The organism is Nonomuraea composti (assembly GCF_012034275.1).
Taxonomy (GTDB): Bacteria; Actinomycetota; Actinomycetes; order Streptosporangiales; family Streptosporangiaceae; genus Nonomuraea; species Nonomuraea composti.
On record NZ_JAATEP010000051.1, the window covers coordinates 1 to 16697 of the forward strand.

Here is a 16697-nt window from a genome sequence, read left to right on the forward strand (position 1 = left end):
CGGCGCGGCACCGGCACCTCCCTGAGCCCCGCCCATGCCGCCTGGCGCGCCCTCACCGAGCTTGTCCAGACCACCCTGGGTGAGGAGCTGGGAGGGGGCTCCCGCGGCGATCAGGCGGCGCCGGCCGCCCACCCCGCCCTGGCGGCCTGCGGGCGGTTCGAGCTCACCGAGGTGCTGCGCCGGGGGCGCGTGGTGCCCCTCCCCGACGGCGGGCCGGTGGCGGGGGCGCCCGGGGCGCAGCTGCGGGCGGTGTGCGCGATGCTGGCGGCGCGGGGGTTCCGGGTCTACGCGCGGGCGGTGCGGGCCGTGCCGGGGTGCGTGGTCGCCGTGCACGTCATGGTGCCGGGCCTGGAGCGATTCATGCTCATTACCGACGGAAATCTCGTCGTTCCGGGGCCGAGGGCGTCCCGGGCGGTCCGGTGAGTTTCCGGATCGCTGTCGCACGCTTGGCGTCCCACTGGATGACGGGGACCGGTTTTGCCGCAGGCGTGCATGTGCTCACCCTTTCTGGGAGGCCATTCTTCACATACTGGAATTATGTCTGGACAATATGCGCACCGGAAGTCGCGCGCGGTCGGGGTGCTCATCTGGGGTCTCCTGCTTCTCGCCGTGGCCGTCGGGCTTCTCTCCGTCTCGGGACGCTCGCCCGCCCCGAACGGGATAGTGGTGGGATTCGCCACGTTCGTGGCGACGGTCACCAGCGTGATCACGCTCGGCAGCGGCGTGCGCCAGCTCCTGTCCTGGTGGCGCGAGCACCGAGCGCCGGCCCGCGCTCCCACCTCCGCCGACATCGACACCGCGAAGGACATTCTCGCCGGCCTGGTGTCCGAGCAGTGGCGCGAGGAGACGGTCCTGCGCTCGCTGGGCGACCCGGAGCCGATGCCGCTGCCCTGGCGGTCCACGGAACGGCGCGAGCTCGTCGACCACCCCGGGATCATCGCCAAGGGCGCCGTCGCCTTCCCCGGCCTGCCGATGCACATCAAGGACATGGCGTGCGGGTTCCGGGCGCTGCCCTGCCGGCGGCTGGTCATCCTGGGCGGGCCGGGCACCGGGAAGACGACCCTGGCCGTGCAACTGCTCCTCGAACTGCTGCGCACCCGGGAGCCGGGCGAGCGCGTCCCGGTGCTCGTCTCGGCGGCCCGCTGGGACGAGCGGGTCCACCCGCGGCTGCAGGACTGGCTGGCCGCGTTCCTGGCGATGGACTATCCCGCGTTGCGCGCGGAGGCGCTCGGCCCCGGCATCCCCGAGGCGCTGGCGGCCCGCGGCGAGCTGCTGCCCGTCATCGACGGCCTGGACGAGCTGCCCGACCACGCCCGTACCGACATGCTGCGCGCGCTGAACCGCTCCCTGTGCGAGAACGACGAGCTCATCCTCACCTGCCGCACGGAACAGTTCGCCGAGTCGGTCGACGAGCTCGGCGACGTCCTGACGGCGTCGGCGGTCATCGAGCCGCAACCCATGGACGCCGTCGCCGCGGCCGACTACCTGGAGGCGTGCCTGCCCCCGGTGCCGCGTCCCGCCTGGTCGCAGGTGCTGCACGCGCTGCGCACGGGCGCCGCCCCCGCCCTGGCCCAGGTGACCTCGACGTCCCTGGGGCTGTGGCTGGTCCGCGTGACCTACATCGCCACCCGCGCCGATCCGGCGCCGCTGCTGGAGTACGGCAAGGGCAGCGCCGCCGAGCTGCACGACCACCTGTGCGACGAGCTCATCCCCGCCCTGGTCAGCGCCCGCCCACCGGCCGACGGCCCCGCGCAGCCCTTCCGCCCGCAGCACGCGTGGACGCCGGAGCAGGTGGACCGCTGGCTGACGTACCTGTGCCGCGAGCTGTCCGCGAGCGAGGTGGACACGCGGGACCTGGCGTGGTGGCACCTGGCCCGCCACATCTCCACCTGGCCGGTGCGGTGGGGCAGCGGCATCGCGGTCGGCGCCGTGGTGGCCCTGGTCTGCGCCGTCCTGGGCGGCGTCCCGGTCGTCGGCGCGGGGCTCGGCGTGCTGTCGATGCTGCTGATCGTGCTCACGACCGGCTCCTGGTTCAGGGAAGCGCCGGGGCACGCGGACTTCCATCTGCGTGGGATGATCCTCGGCCTGGTCAAGGCGCTGCCCGCGGGGATCCTCGTCGGCGTCCTGGGCGCGGTCATCGGATGGCTGACGGGCAGGCTGCGGGACCCGCACGCGGGCATGACGGCCGCGACGCAGGTCGGGCTGTTGTCGGGCATCGGGTTCATCGTCGTGCTCAGCCTGGTCCAGTGGGTCGAGCGGCCGGCCACGGACGCCAGCGCGCGCTCTCCGCTCTCGACCTGGCAGGCCGACCGCAACCTGACGGCCATCAGGATCGCCGGCGGGCTCGCGGTCGGGGTCATCGGGGCGTTCGTCGTGTGGGGGACGGGGCTCAGCTTCCCCGCGGGCCTCGCGTGCGGGCTGGTGGGCCTGCTGATCGGGCTGCTGGTGGGCCGCCACCACGCCTGGCTGGCCTACAACCTCACCGTGCCGCGCCTGGCCACCAGGGGCAGCCTGCCGCTGCGGGCCATGAACTTCCTGGACGACGCGCACCGCCTCGGCCTGCTGCGTACGGAGGGGCCGTACTACCAGTTCCGGCACGTCGAGCTGCAGGAGCACCTGGCCCGCCAGCTCGCGGAGAAGAAGCATCGGCACCGGGAGCCGGTACCGCTCGCCTGAGCCCTGTTGGGGGGCATTTCACCGGGGCTTGGCCGCCGGTGGAATCGGCGAGGGCACTGTTCCCGAGGGGGCCGGAGGACCGAGGGGAGCAGAAGGCCATGGGTGAGAGATACAGCGTGCTGCGCGACATGAGCGGCGTACGCACGGCGAGCCCGCTGGAGTCGGCGCGGGCGGGCGGCCCCGTGCCGCCGCAGGCGCCGGCCGCCGGCAGCGAGCCGCACGTGGAGGTGGCCGAGCTCAGCAAGCACGAGCTGCGCGACGTCTCACGCGATCCGGAGGTACGGGCGGTGGCGCCGGTCATGCCGACCGCGCTCATCCAGCCGATCGAGGACGCGGCCGACGGGCGGGCGGAGGCCGAGGCGGCCGCCGCCGCGGCGACGTGGGGTGTCAAGGCCGTGGGCGCCGACGTCACGACGAGGACGGGAGCGGACACGATCGTGGCCGTCCTCGACACCGGCATCGACTCCGCCCACCCCGCCTTCACCGGGGTGACCCTCATCCAGGAGGACTTCAGCGGCTCGGGCGTGGGCGACAAGCAGGGGCACGGCACGCACTGCGCCGGCACGATCTTCGGCCGGGCGGTCGAGGGCACGCGCATCGGCGTCGCCCCCGGCGTGACCCGGGCGCTGATCGGCAAGGTGCTCGCCGACGACGGGAGCGGTGACACCGAAGCGCTGCTGCGCGGCCTGGAGTGGGCGCTGCACCAGGGCGCCCAAGTGATCTCGATGTCCCTGGGGTTCGACTTCCCCGGCATGGTGCAGCGGCTGACCGACATGGGGCGGCAGCCCCGGTTCGCCACGTCGCTGGCGCTGGAGGCGTACCGGGCGAACCTGCGGCTCTTCGACGCGCTCATGCGGATGGTGGCGGCGCGCTCGGCGGTCGGCCCCGGCACCGTGGTCGTGGCGGCCGCCGGGAACGAGAGCGAGCGCCAGAACGGGCCGGACTTCGAGATCGCCGTGTCGCTGCCCGCCGCCGCGGAGGGCGTCATCGCGGTCGGCGCGCTGGCACAGTCGCCCACGGGCAACGGGCTGGTCGTCGCGCCGTTCTCCAACACCTTCCCGCAGATCAGCGCCCCCGGCGTGGGCGTGGTCTCGGCGCGGAACGGGGGCGGCCTGCGCTCCCTGAGCGGCACCAGCATGGCCACACCGCACGTCGCCGGCGTGGCGGCGCTGTGGTGGGAGGAGGTGATGAGGTCGCCGCTGCCGGCGAGCGCGTCCACCGTCGTCGCGCGCCTGCTGGCCGGTGCGGTGGTCAGCCCCCTGGCCTCCGGCGTGGACGTGGCCGATCGGGGCGTCGGGCTGGTGCGCGCCCCGTGATCGCCGGGCGTCCCGCGGGCCGGTCGTTCCCCGTCCGGGGTGGGTGCTGAGGTCAACTCTCTGGCACATGTGCGCAAAGCGCCATATAACCTCTCCTGCATGACCGGATCCCTGCTCGAGGTGATCGCGCTCGACGTGCGCGACGCCGTGGCCGCCGAACAGGGCGGAGCCGACCGCCTGGAGATCGTGGCAGACATGGCGGCCGACGGGCTGACGCCCGCACCGGAGACGGTCGCCGCGATCGCCGCCGAGTGCCCGCTGCCCCAGATGGTGATGCTGCGCTGCGACGCCGGCTTCGCCGCCGACCCCGACGTCGTCGAGCGGCTCAGCCGCGACGCCAAGGAGCTGAAGCAGGCGGGGGCGGCCGGGTTCGTCTTCGGCTTCCTCGACGGCGCGGGGGCCGTGGACCTGACCGCCACGGAGGCGCTCATCCACGCGGTCTCGCCGCTGCCGTGGACGTTCCACCGCGCCGTGGACCACGCCGCCGACGTGCAGGCCGCCTGGCGGGCCGTGCGGCTGCTGCCGAACCTGGCCACCGTGCTCACCTCCGGCGCGCCCACCGGCGTCGGGGACGGCCTGCCCGTGCTGAAGGCGCGCGCCGACGCCGGCGACGGCTCCATCGTGCTCGCCGGCGGCGGCCTGCGGCCCGCGCACGTGCCGGCCCTGCTCGACTACGGCATCCGCGCCTTCCACGTCGGCTCGGCGGTGCGGGCGAGCTGGTCGGACCCGGTCGAGTGGCGCCTGGTCCGCCAGTGGCGCGCCCTCGTCGAACGCGACTGAGCGCGCGTCACGGCAGGGCGGCGTCCGCCCGGCGCAGGGCGGCGGCCAGGGTGCGGATCGTGGCCGGCTCGTCCAGCACGCCGCCCCCGGCCGAGCGCCGCTCCTCCCAGGCCAGCACCCGCTCCCGGTAGGAGTCGTAGCGCGCCAGGTGGAAGGCGTATACGGTGGCGAACCGGCTCACCAGGTGCGACGGATGCATGTCCCAGCCCTGGTAGAAGCCGTGTCGCAACGAGTGGCGGACCAGCTCGGCGTGCCGCCGCCACAGCCCGTGCACGTCGCCCGCGCGATCGGAGGCGGGCGCGGCGGCCAGCGACCCGTCCGACAGCTCCACCCCCGTGCCCGCGAACGCCGTCTGCATGACGTGCCGCGCGTGGTCGCAGGCCGGATGGTCGAGCCGCTGCTCGTGCGGCGGCAGCCCCAGCGCGGCCGTGTAGTCGAAGACGCCGAAGTGCGCCGCCGCCAGCCGCCCGCCCAGCGACTCGTTCAGGTCGCCGCGCAGGAACGGCAGCGTCTGCGGCGCCTCCACCTGCATCTCGAACCGCAGCCGCACCCCGAGCTCCGCCTCCAGCTCGCCCAGCACCTCCGCGAACTGCCCGAGATAGCTCTCCATGAGCACCTTGGGAAAGGTTGTGATGAACCCGCCGGGCAGCTCGCCCACCCGCTCCACCACCCCCGCCAGGAACAGGTGGAGCGTGCGCACCGACCGCGCCGGGTCCCCGTCGGCGAACGACTTCACCCGCGGCCCCCAGCGGCGCGGCAGCGCCCCGGCGGCGTGCAGCGCGGCGACCGCCTCGACGGCCTGCGCCACGTGGCCGTCCTCGACGGGGCCGGGCCGCACGCCGTAGCCGTCCTCGAAGTCGACGCGCAGGTCCTCCACCGGCTCGGTGGACAGCTTGCGCAGGACCATCTCGTGCACCACGCCGGCCAGCCCGGACGGCACGTCGAACACCTCGGCCACCTCGTCGGGGCCCGCCAGGTGCGCCTTGAGCAGCGACAGCGCCCGCTCGCCCCACTCGGCGACGGTGCGGGCGGAGAAGCGGTCGGCCGGCACGTACACGGTGTGGACCGGCTGCCAGCCCGGCCCCGGCTCGGGGTAGCGGGCCTGCTGCAGCCGGTACGTCTCCGCGAAGCCCTCAGGGACGGAAGGCACGGAGCATGGCCTCCAGACCGACGAGCTTGACGCGTTCGCCACGGTCGAGCGAGCGGGCGAGCTCCGCCTCGGCCGCCTCGATCGCCAGCCAGTCGTCGTAACCGACCGGCCGGACCCCGCGCTCGGCCAGCAGCGTGTCGAGGCCGCCCGAGCCGACCCGCGCGCCGCCGGCGAGATCGGCGAGCAGGGTGCGGACGGTCTCCGCCGCGTCGGACTTGTTGGTGCCGATCACCCCGGTCGGCCCGCGCTTGAGCCAGCCCGCGACGTATTCGCGGTCGCGCACGCGCCCGGCCTCGTTCGGCACCGTCATCGTCTTCTCGGAGAAGGGCACGCCGGGCAGCGGGACGCTCTGGTAGCCGACCGAGCGCAGCACCATGCCGACCGGCAGCGTCTCGAACTGGCCGGTGCCGACCACGCGGCCGTCCTCCGCCAGGCGGGTGCGTTCGAGCTTCAGCCCCTCGACCCGCTCCGTGCCGAGGATCTCGACGGGCCGCAGCCAGAAGCGCACGTCGAGGCGGCGCGGCCGGCCGACCGGCTCGCGGGCCGCCCACTCGCGCACGACGTTGATGTTGCCCTGCACCTGGCGCGGGAAGTCGCCGCCGAGGACGGCGGCCTCGTCGGGGCGCACGCACACGTCGGCGTTGGCCAGCTCGCCCAGCTCGCGCAGCTCCTTGAGGGTGAACTTGGCGTGCTCGGGCCCGCGCCGCCCCACCATGTGGATGGCCTTCACCTCGCTCTCGCCGAGCCGCTGCAGCGCCTCGTGCGGCACGTCGGTGGGGCGCAGCTCGTCGGCGGCCTTGGCCAGCATGCGGACGACGTCCACGGCGACGTTCCCGACCCCGATCACGGCCACCTCGGAGGTGTCGAGCGTGAACCGGCCAGGATCGACGTCGGGGTGGCCGCAGTACCAGTTGACGAAGTCGGTCGCGGCCACGCTGCCCGGAAGGTCCTCCCCGGGGATGCCGAGCCTCCTGTCGACCATCGCGCCCGTGCAGTAGACGACCGCGTCGTAGAGGCCGAGCAGGTCTTCGACCGACACGTCCCGGCCGAGGGTGACGCCGCCGAGGAAGCGCACCTCCGGCAGCTCCAGCACCTTGCGCAGATAGTTCGCGATCGACTTGATCGAGGTGTGGTCGGGTGCCACGCCGTACCGGACCAGCCCGTACGGGGTCGGCAGCCGCTCGATCACATCGACCGCGACCGGCTCCGACGACTGCTTGACCAGTGCCTCGGCCGTGTAGATCCCGGCAGGGCCCGACCCGATGACCGCCACGTGCAACGTCACGCCGCCTCCCTACGCCGGTTTACGTGTGACCCGTCCCACCAGATGTAACCGGCCAGTGTGATCGATGTATCCCCGGTCGCCGGTGCGGATGAACCCGTCCTTGGCGAACACCGCATGATCGGTGCTCCTGCCAACGTAACCGCTCATGACCGCTTCCGAGCGGAGCAGCACCTCACCGTGATCCCCGATGGGCAGGGGGCGGCCCTCGGCGTCCCTGATCGAGACGTTCACGCTGCCGCGCGGCCTGCCCACGCTGAACTCCGCGTCCTCGTCCGGGTCGTCGGGCCGCGTGCCGAGCCCCAGACCGGCTTCCGTGCAGATGTAGCGGTTGCAGACAGGCACGCCGTACCTGGTGCGCAACGTCCTGATCAGCGCCGGCGTGGCGGGGGCGCCGCTGGACAGGATGAGCGACAGCTCGGGCAGCTCCTCGCGCAGGTCGAGGATGCGGGAGAGCTGGTGCGGGGTGCCCTGCAGCACCCCGATCTTGTGCTCGCGCAGCACCCGCAGCACCGCGTCGGGCGTCCACTCGGCCAGGACGTGGCAGGTACGCCCCGTCTGCAGGATCACCGGCAGCCGGGTGGCGAACCCGAGCTGCCCCAGCGGATGCGGCACCAGCCTGGCGTCGCCCGTGGCCCACCGCAGCCCCGCGCCATGGGCACGGATCGCCTCCAGTTGCCGGTTGCCGAACACCACGCCCTTCGGCGGCCCCGTCCTGCCCGACGTGAACGTGATCACGACCGGCCGGGCGGGATCCGGCGGGAACGGCGGCGGGGGCGGCTCGGGCCGGCGCAGGCCCGTGAGCCGGACCGGGTCGTACAGGTGCGGCGAGCGGCGGCCCCGGTCGATGGGCAGCGTCACCACGTCCAGCCCCGACAGCGGCGGCAGCACGCTCGGCGCGGTGATCACGATCGCCGGGTCGAGGCCGGTCAGCAGGCCCAGCCGCTCGACGCCGATGCCCGCCGTGACCGCGCCGATCTTCGCCGCCGCCAGGTAGCAGATCACGAACTCGGGCCCGTCGGGCAGCGCCAGCACCACGACGTCGCCGATGCGGGTGCCGCGATGGGCGAGCCCGGCGGCGACCTGGTCGGAGAAGCGGTCGAGGTCGGCGAAGGACAGCGAGGCGGAGCCGGTGACGACGGCCGCGCGCCCCCCGAACCTGCGTGCGGCCTCACCGGCGAGCAGGCGCAGCATGGCGGCTCCCGGGCGAAGGGCCTGCCTCCCACGCTACGCCTGGTGCTGCCGCAGGGCGACCTTGTCCACCTTGCCATTGGCGTTGGTCGGCAGCGCGTCCAGCACGACGATCCGCCGGGGCACCTTGTAGCCGGACATGTTGGCGCGCGCCCACGCCAGCAACGCCTCCGGGTCGGCCGCCGCCCCCGGCCGGGGCACGACGTAGGCCAGGCCCGACTCGCCGGACGACGGGTCCGGCACGCCCACGACCGCGGCCTGCGCCAGCGAGCCCTCCCGCAGCAGCAGCGACTCGACCTCGGCGGGGGAGACGTTGAATCCGTTGACGATGTAGAGGTCCTTCTTGCGGTCCACGATGGCCAGGTTGCCCGCCTCGTCCAGCACGCCGACGTCGCCGGTGTGCAGCCAGCCGTCGCCGTCGACCACCTCGGCCGTGCGCTCGGGCTCGCCCCAGTAGCCGCGCATCACGCCGTAGCCGCGCTGCAGGATCTCGCCGCGCTCGCCGGGCGCGACCTCCTTGCCGTCGTCGTCCACGATCTTCACCTCGATGCCCGGTACGGGCCGGCCGGTGGTGTTCGCGATCACCTCGATGGGGTCGCCCGCCCTGGTCATGGAGACGACCGTGCCCTCCATGAGCCCGTACGCGTTGATCATGCGCTCCAGCCCGACCCGCTCGACCAGCCGCGTGATCATGGCGGCAGGGACGGCGGCGGCCCCGCAGATGGCCACCCGCAGCGACGACACGTCCCAGGAGCGCCCGGGATCGCGGTCCAGCTCGTCCAGCAGCCGGTGGAACAGCGTGGGCGGCCCGGCCAGCACCGTGACCCGCTCCTCGGAGAGGAGCGACATCAGCGCGTCGGGGGTGAAGACCGGGACCGGGATCATCGTGGCCCGGCGCAGCACGCAGGCCACCAGCCCCGCGTTCAGCCCGAACCCGTGGCTGAACGGCGCGATCACCGGGTAGCGGTCGCGCTCGTCCAGGGTGACGATCTCCGACCAGTCCCAGTAGCCGCGCAGCACCTGCGAGTGGTCGATCATCACGCCCTTGGGGGTGCCGGTGGTGCCGGAGGTTGACATGATCTCGCACAGGTCGTCCGGCCGGACGGCGAGCGCCCGCTCCTCGGCCTCGCCGGAAGGGACCCGCGCGCCGAGCGTGGCCAGCCCGGGGCCGTCCGGCGTGACGACGTGCCGCAGCTCGGGCAGCGGCCCGGGAAGGGGCGCCGGTGCCGGGCCCGGGCCGGTGATCAGCACCTTCGCGCCGGTCTTCGCGAGGAGCTGCGCCGCCTCGATCCCCTTGAAGCGCGGCGACAGCGGCACGATCACCGCGCCCGCGTCCCAGATCCCGAACGCGTGCCCCACCCAGTACGGCGAGTTCACCCCCCACAGGGCCACCCGGTCACCGGGCTCCACCCCGAGCGCCATGAGACCGCGGGCGACCCCGGCCGCGTAGGCGCGCAGCCCGGCCGACGTGAGCCGCGGGCCCGCGGGATCGGCCACCACGACGTCGCCGGGATGGCGTTCGGCCTGGTCACGCAGCATGCGGGGGAGCGTCCCCCAGTCCGGCATCGATCCCATCGGCAGCCCCTTCTCAGGTGATGAGCGCCCGGTCCCTTCCGAGGTGGTGGCCGCGCAGGTCGTTCACGACGCCGGGGGAGGGGGTCTCGGCGACGTCCTGGGCGATCTCCACCGCGACCGACACGGGGGTCAGCGCCCGCACGGCCTGCTCGATGCGCGCCTTCCACATGGGGCTGCCGATCAGGCTGCGCCGCGCGAAGGCCACCGTGAGCACCGCCGTGTCCAGCGTCCCCTGCCGGCTGATCGCCAGCTCCCACCCGGCCACGCCGTCGATGCGGGCCAGCGCCCTGTCGATGCGCGGCAGCGCCAGCCACACGCCCCTGACGAGCACGTGCTCGCCGACCGTGTGCGCGGGCGCCGGGATCGCTCCGGCCGCCGCCGGCGCGGCCACCAGGCCCGTCCTGAGCACGGCGGCGCCGAGCGTCGAGTGCCCGGACGGGGTGACGACCAGCTCGGCCGGCCCGTCGCCCGTCGCCGGGACGTCCTTGTCCAGCGCCGCCAGCCCCAGCAGGCCGTCCGCGAGCGGGCGCAGCGGCTCCTCCTCGGCCCTTCGCCAGGCCAGCGCGCCGCCGCTGAACGGGCTGGCCAGCACCTCCGTCACCGTGGCCCCGAACTCGGCCGCCAGGTGCCCCAGCGTGCGCTTGGAGGCGATCTCGCCGGTCAGCACGATGGTCCTGAGCCCGAGGTCCAGCGGGTCCAGCAGGAACTCCAGGTGCAGGCGGGACAGCAGGTCCATCGCGCCCGTCGGGGTCGCGACCAGCGTCGTGGCCTTGAGCGTGCTCAGCGCGTGGTGCAGCCGCATCCGCCCGCGCGGCCCCACCCGGGCCGCCGCCCCCGCCACGTCCGCAGCCGCGGCCGCCCACAACGCGCCGGCCGGCTCGGCCAGGGCCACCACGACCCGATCGTCCTCGCCGACGCCCGCCTCCCGCAGCGCCGCCCCCGTCAGCCCCACCACGTCCGAACGGTCGGCGGGGGACAGCGGGAAGACGCTGGACACGTCGGGGGAGACCAGCAGCAGCCCGGTCGCGGTGCCCGCGGCGGCCCCGAGGTCGTCCCGGGTCAGCCAGCGGGCCATCAGCGCATCACGTCCTTCATGAACAGCGAGATCGACGCGCACACCCGCTCGTGCGCCAGGCCGCCCACCTGCGCCTGGATGATCAGGTCCGTCGCGCCCGCCTCGGCGATCCTGGCCAGGGCCTTGCGCGAGCCCTCCACGTCGTCCACGACGACCATCAGGTGCTCGCGGAGCGTGGCCATCGCCTCCTCGGGCGGCAGCCCGGCGGCGAGCTGCCCGAGCACGCGGTGGGTGGCGTGGCGGGCGTCGTAGTAGTCGGGCGGGGTGACGAGGTTGACCTGGCGGCGGATGTACCACAGGACGGGGTCGGCGGCCGTGGCGGCAGCCTCCTCGCGGGTGGGGGCCACGTACCAGGGGATCATGAGCGCGACCCGCCGGCTGGCCGGGTCGAAGCCGTGCTCGGCCAGACACTCCCGATATTTCGCGATGTCGGCGGCCACGTCGTCGATGCCCTTGAGCATCGTCATGCCGAGCAGGTTGTACCCGTGCCGGGCGGCGGCCAGATAGCCCTCCAGCGAGGTCGAGGCCACCCAGACCGGAGGATGGGGCCGCTGCGCCGGGCGCGGGTAGACGGCCACGTCGGGGATCTCGAAGAACTCGTTCGAGCGGCTGACCGGCTCCCCGTCGGCCTGCCAGATGGCCAGCGTGGCCTCCAGCGAGTCCTCCCAGATCTGCCGCGACTTCTCGAACGGACGCTGGAACGCCTGGTACTCCAGCGGGGAGGCGCCCCGGCCCGTGCCGAACTCGACCCGGCCGCCGCTCAGGATGTCGAGCGTGGCGACGCGCTCGGCCGTACGGATCGGGGACTGGAACGGCAGCAGCACCACCCCGAGCCCCAGGCGGATGCGCTCGGTGCGCTGCGAGATGGCGGCCAGGACCAGATCGGGGGCCGAGGAGTGGGAGAAACCCCTGGTGAAGTGGTGCTCCACGAACCAGGCGGCCTCGCAGCCGAGCCGGTCGCCGAGGACGACCTGGTCGATCACGTTCTGGAACGCCTGCTGCTCGACCTCGCGGGTGCGACCGCGGACCTCCAGCTCATACCCCAGGCTGATCCGTAGGGACGACGTCATCGCGCCTCCGGCGAAGTAGGAAACCAAGCGCTCGCTTGGTAGAGCGTATCAGCGGCAAAGACTTGCGGGAAGGGCGCGGCGGCGATCAGAGTGGATGCTCGTGAAGCGAAAGCACGCGTTGCGGCGGCCGAAGAACGGCCCGTCGTCCCCCGACCCCGGCGACGAGCTCTCGCTCACCAGCGCACGCCGCTACGAAGCCTTCGGCCGCGTCATGGCCGCACTCGCCTCCGAGGCCGACTTCATCGAGTCCTGCCGCGACCTGACGTGGTGGCGCGGCTCCGACCACAGCTGGCACATCGAATGGCGCGACGGACCGTACGCCTCGGAAGTGGCCGCCCTCCTGGCCGACCAGGTCCGCGACCCCGACTACGACGGCCCCCTCGTCACCCAGGCCGGGCCCGGCAGCGACGGCTCGGCCGTGCTCGACGTCATGGGCGTCCGCTTCGAGCTGCGCGCCATCGACCCGATGGGCCGCGCCGGCGTCCGCGCCCGCCCGGGCTTCTGGCGCCTGGCCGAAGCCCTCGACACCACCCGCCGCACCAACACCCGCCACCCCTGGGAAGAACTCCTCGGCGGCTGACCCCGCCTCCCCTCGCGCCCGCGCACCGGCGTCCCCCAAAGGACTTCAGCCGGAGTGCGGTCCGGGGGCGAGGACGTGGGGGGCGAGGCGGGCGCGATGGGCGTGCGGGGGGCCGAAGAGCTGGGCGTCCGAGGTGGCCCGTTTGAAGTACCGGTGCGCAGGGTGCTCCCACGTGATCCCGATCCCCCCGTGCACCTGGATGTTCTCCCCGGCCACCACCAGGTACGCCTCCGTGCAGTACGACCCGGCGACGGCCGCCGCCACCGCGTCCTGTGCGGCGGCCCCCGCCGCGGACCGGGCGGATTCGACGAGCAGCAGCAGGTCGGCCAGCTTGTGTTTGATCGCCTGGAAGGCCCCGATCGGCCGGCCGAACTGGTGCCGGCTCTTGGCGTGCGAGACGGCCATGTCCAGGCACCGCTGGGCCCCGCCCACCTGCTCGGCCGCCAGCGCCGCGATCCCGAGGTCCCGTACGCGCTCCCAGGCCGCCCCGTCGCCCAGCCGCCGCACCGGGACGTGGTCGAAGCGGAGCCGTTGCAGGGGCCGGCTCTCGTCCATCGTCACGTACGGCGCCCGCGCGCTGGGCACGGCCTGCACGAGCGCCCCGCCGGCGTAGGCGAGCACCAGCTCCCCGTCCATCGCGTACGGCACCACCCCGGTGAGCACGTCACCGTCGAGCCGGAGTGACCCGTCGCCGGGCAGCACCACGGTGGCGCTCGTCCCGGCGGCCAGCGCCTCCAGCAGCTCGTCGGCCCCGCACGCGGAGGCCGCCGAGGTGGCCATGACCGCCGACTGGAGGAACGGGTGGGGTGACAGGACGCGGCCCAGCTCCTCGGCGACGGCCGCCATCTCGGCGGCCCCGCACCCGGCGCCCCCGTGCTTCTCGGGCACGAGCAGCCCGGCGATCCCGACGTCCCGCGCGAACGCCTGCCAGGACGCGTCCGGACGTCCGGCGAGATAGGCGCGGACGGCGGCGCGGAGTTCATCGGCGAGTGCCACGCGACAGATCATAACCAAGCGATTGCTTGTTTTAGCACGGACATGACCGAAATTTGCCTTTTTTGTATGGTCACATAATCTGGATGTGGTCATCCCCAAACGATTCCGGGGGAGGGGTTGACCAGGGAAATGGACATGAACAACACCACCATCGACTACGCCGACTTCGCCGAATACGACCGGCGTCAGCGCGCCATCGAATGCCATTTGATCACGGCCTTCCTGGGCGGGCTGGCCGTCGGCTTGATCGGCATGCTCATTTCCGGAAACGGCCCCGCCTGGCTCGGCCAGATCTACGACCCGTACGCCTATCTCGCCCTCTCCCTGACCGTCGGCGCGACCGCGTCGGGGTTCGGCTGGGCGCTGCTGACGACGTTCCTCGCGGCGGTCTCCACGCTCGTCGCCGCGATGGGCGCGGGCGCGCTGCGCGGCGACGACGCCTTCGACGTGATCGGCGGCAGCGCCGCCGGGCTCAACTGGACGCTCGCCCTGCTCGTGGGGCTCGGCCTGCTCGCGTACACCACCCGCAGGGACGACGGCTGGGGCGACGTCGCGGCGGGCGCCGTCGGCGCCGCGCTGATCGCGGACGTGGTGGACCGGGCGACACCCGGGTTCATCGACAGCGAGCAGTCGTTCTGGCCGGGGCCCGCGATGGCGGTCGGGCTGGCGGCCGTGGCGCTGGTGCTGGCTCTGCGCAGGAACGCCCGCGCCCGGGTGCGCGCGCTGGCGATGTCGGCGGTGTTCTCGGGCGTGTTCACCGTCTGCCTGGCCGCGTTCGTGGCGGGCTGGATCCCCCTGGCCGTCTGAGGCCCGCCCGGGGATCGCCCGGACAAGCCTGGCCGTGTGCGGCCCGCCCGGGGATCGCCCGGATAAGCCTGAGCGCGACGCGCCTCCGACTCGATAGCCTGTAGACCTCTGGAGAGCTTCGCAGACCTCTGTAGACCTCTGTGGACCTCTGCAGTCCTCCACATCCGGGTTCGAGCAAGGAGTAGCCGTGTTGCTGCGCATGTCGTCGTTGTTTCTTCGCACCCTGCGGGACGACCCGGCAGACGCGGAAGTGCCGAGCCACAAGCTCCTCGTCCGCGCCGGCTACGTCCGCCGTGTCGCGCCCGGAATCTACTCCTGGCTGCCCCTCGGCAAAATGGTCCTGGAGAACGTCGCGAAGATCGTTCGCGAGGAAATGAACCGCATGGGCGGCCAGGAAGTGCTCTTCCCCGCCCTGCTGCCCCGCGAATACTACGAGGCCACCGGCCGCTGGACCGAATACGGCGACACCCTCTTCCGCCTCCAAGACCGTAAGGGCGCTGACTATCTTCTCGGCCCCACGCACGAGGAGCTCTTCACCGACATGGTCAAGAGCGAATACTCCTCGTACAAGGACTATCCGGTCACCCTCTACCAGATCCAGACCAAATACCGCGACGAGGCGCGGCCCAGGGCCGGCATCCTGCGCGGCCGCGAGTTCCTGATGAAGGACTCCTACTCCTTCGACCTCGACGACGACGGGCTCAAGCGCTCCTACGAGCAGCACCGCGAGACCTACATCCGCACGTTCGACCGTCTCGGCATCACCTACAAGATCGTGTTCGCCACGTCGGGCGCCATGGGCGGCTCGGCGTCCGAGGAGTTCCTCGCGCCCACCCCCACCGGTGAAGACACGTTCGTGGCCTGCCACTCATGCGGCTACGCCGCCAACGCCGAGGCCGTCGTCACGCCCGCCCCCGCCGTGCGCCCGTACGACGACCTGCCCGCGCTCCAGGTGCTCGACACCCCCGACACCCCGACCATCGACACCCTCGTCTCGTACGTCAACGAGCACCACGGCCTGTCCATCACCGCCGCCGACACCCTCAAGAACGTCGTCGTCAAGGTCAGCACGCCCGGCTCCGACAAGGTCGAGACGCTGGTCATCGGCGTGCCCGGCGACCGCGAGGTCGACTTCAAGCGCCTGGAGGCGTCCCTGGCGCCCGGCGAGCCCGCCATCTTCGAGGCCGCCGACTTCGCCAAGCACCCCGGCCTCGTCCGCGGCTACATCGGCCCGCAGGTCCTGCGCGAGCTCGGCATCCGCTACCTCGTCGACCCGCGCGTCGTCACCGGCACCTCCTGGGTGACCGGCGCCAACGAGCCCGGCAAGCACGCCGCCAACGTCGTCGCCGGCCGCGACTTCACCCCCGACGGCACCATCGAGGCCGCCGAGGTACGCGCCGGAGACCCCTGCCCCCGCTGCGGCGCCGAGCTGTCCATCGACCGCGGCATCGAGATCGGCCACATCTTCCAGCTCGGCCGCAAGTACGCCGACGCCGCCGGCCTCGACGCGCTCGGCCCCGACGGCAAGCCCATCCGCGTCACCATGGGCTCTTACGGCATCGGCGTCTCCCGCGCCGTGGCCGTCATCGCCGAGCAGGCCCACGACGCGCTCGGGCTCGTGTGGCCGCGCGAGGTCGCGCCCGCCGACGTCCACATCGTCGGCACCGGCAAGGAGAACCAGGTCGAGGCCGCCCTTGAGCTGGGCGCCGAGCTGGAGTCCCGCGGCCTGCGCGTTCTCGTGGACGACCGGCCGCAGGTCTCGCCCGGCGTCAAGTTCAAGGACGCCGAGCTGCTCGGCCTGCCCACCATCGTGGTCGTGGGACGCGGGCTGTCGCAGGGCGTCGTGGAGCTGCGCGACCGCGTCACGGGCGAGAAGCAGGAGATCCCCCTCGCCGAGGCCGCCGACCGCGTGCTCGCCGCCGTCAACGCCTAACCCCGGGGCCCTCCCCCTGCGGAGGGCCCACCCCGCCGGTGCCCGCCCGCCGAGCGCCCGCCCGCCTGCCGAGCCCCCTTGCGTGCGGCTCGGCACCCGTACGCCCAGACACGGCCTGTGCGGGCGGCTCAGCAGGCGATGGCGCCCCACGCACACGCGCGAGTGCGGCACCCGCAGGCAGGACGGGCGTGCTTGGACGCGGCGCGCGAGGCGGCGCTAAGACACCGAGACGCGGCGGCGCGCGAGGTGGCATCCGTGAGGTGACG

At 73.4% G+C, this 16697-nt stretch carries 14 protein-coding genes; 7 read left to right on the forward strand and 7 right to left on the reverse strand.

What is annotated here, in order from left to right:
• The 4 genes from HCN51_RS45155 to HCN51_RS45170 form a co-directional block, all read left to right on the forward strand.
• Positions 1 to 423, forward strand: a 423-nt coding sequence (locus HCN51_RS45155; RefSeq protein ID WP_168018093.1) for a YcaO-like family protein, incomplete at its 5' end; no start/stop codon positions are given.
• 114 nt (positions 424 to 537) lie between these two features.
• The gene (locus HCN51_RS45160) at positions 538 to 2676 is read left to right on the forward strand and encodes an NACHT domain-containing protein (protein ID WP_168018094.1); all 2139 of its coding nucleotides are present in this window, start codon (positions 538 to 540) and stop codon (positions 2674 to 2676) included.
• Between the two features lie 98 nt (positions 2677 to 2774).
• On the forward strand, positions 2775 to 3992 hold the full coding sequence (locus tag HCN51_RS45165) for a S8 family peptidase (RefSeq protein WP_168018095.1): 1218 nt from the start codon (positions 2775 to 2777) through the stop codon (positions 3990 to 3992).
• Between the two features lie 99 nt (positions 3993 to 4091).
• A complete protein-coding gene (locus HCN51_RS45170) occupies positions 4092 to 4772 on the forward strand; it encodes a copper homeostasis protein CutC (RefSeq protein WP_080042113.1) in 681 nt (226 codons plus the stop codon).
• Positions 4773 to 4779: 7 nt separating this feature from the next.
• On the opposite strand, the gene HCN51_RS45175 is transcribed toward HCN51_RS45170, so the two are convergent.
• Genes HCN51_RS45175 through HCN51_RS45200 form a run of 6 tightly spaced genes read right to left on the reverse strand, consistent with a single transcriptional unit; the run spans position 4780 to position 12115 of the window.
• A complete protein-coding gene (locus HCN51_RS45175; RefSeq protein ID WP_168018096.1) occupies positions 4780 to 5922 on the reverse strand; it encodes a DUF6986 family protein in 1143 nt (380 codons plus the stop codon).
• Complete coding sequence (locus HCN51_RS45180; RefSeq protein WP_346434019.1) at positions 5906 to 7207, reverse strand: FAD-dependent oxidoreductase; 1302 nt, start codon at positions 7205 to 7207, stop codon at positions 5906 to 5908. The genes HCN51_RS45175 and HCN51_RS45180 overlap by 17 nt, the downstream gene beginning before the upstream one ends.
• A 9-nt stretch (positions 7208 to 7216) precedes the next feature.
• A complete protein-coding gene (locus tag HCN51_RS45185) occupies positions 7217 to 8398 on the reverse strand; it encodes a class I adenylate-forming enzyme family protein (RefSeq protein ID WP_168018097.1) in 1182 nt (393 codons plus the stop codon).
• A gap of 33 nt (positions 8399 to 8431) precedes the next feature.
• On the reverse strand, positions 8432 to 9970 hold the full coding sequence (locus tag HCN51_RS45190) for an AMP-binding protein (RefSeq protein WP_168018098.1): 1539 nt from the start codon (positions 9968 to 9970) through the stop codon (positions 8432 to 8434).
• A gap of 13 nt (positions 9971 to 9983) precedes the next feature.
• Entirely contained in the window at positions 9984 to 11045 is a 1062-nt protein-coding gene (locus HCN51_RS45195) for a phenylacetate--CoA ligase family protein (protein WP_168018099.1), read from the reverse strand.
• A complete protein-coding gene (locus HCN51_RS45200; RefSeq protein ID WP_168018100.1) occupies positions 11045 to 12115 on the reverse strand; it encodes an LLM class flavin-dependent oxidoreductase in 1071 nt (356 codons plus the stop codon). Before HCN51_RS45200 ends, HCN51_RS45195 begins: the two co-directional genes overlap by 1 nt.
• A gap of 94 nt (positions 12116 to 12209) precedes the next feature.
• Between HCN51_RS45200 and HCN51_RS45205 the strand changes: the two genes are divergently transcribed.
• Positions 12210 to 12695: a hypothetical protein gene (locus HCN51_RS45205; RefSeq protein WP_168018101.1), complete on the forward strand. Its 486-nt coding sequence runs from the start codon at positions 12210 to 12212 to the stop codon at positions 12693 to 12695.
• Between the two features lie 45 nt (positions 12696 to 12740).
• Here HCN51_RS45205 and HCN51_RS45210 read toward each other — a convergent pair whose 3' ends face one another.
• The gene (locus tag HCN51_RS45210; RefSeq protein ID WP_346434020.1) at positions 12741 to 13691 is read right to left on the reverse strand and encodes an acyl-CoA dehydrogenase family protein; all 951 of its coding nucleotides are present in this window, start codon (positions 13689 to 13691) and stop codon (positions 12741 to 12743) included.
• Positions 13692 to 13826: 135 nt separating this feature from the next.
• Between HCN51_RS45210 and HCN51_RS45215 the strand changes: the two genes are divergently transcribed.
• The gene (locus HCN51_RS45215; RefSeq protein WP_168018103.1) at positions 13827 to 14498 is read left to right on the forward strand and encodes a hypothetical protein; all 672 of its coding nucleotides are present in this window, start codon (positions 13827 to 13829) and stop codon (positions 14496 to 14498) included.
• A 187-nt stretch (positions 14499 to 14685) separates the two neighbouring features.
• A complete protein-coding gene (locus tag HCN51_RS45220) occupies positions 14686 to 16431 on the forward strand; it encodes a proline--tRNA ligase (RefSeq protein ID WP_346434021.1) in 1746 nt (581 codons plus the stop codon).
• Positions 16432 to 16697: the final 266 nt, after the last annotated feature.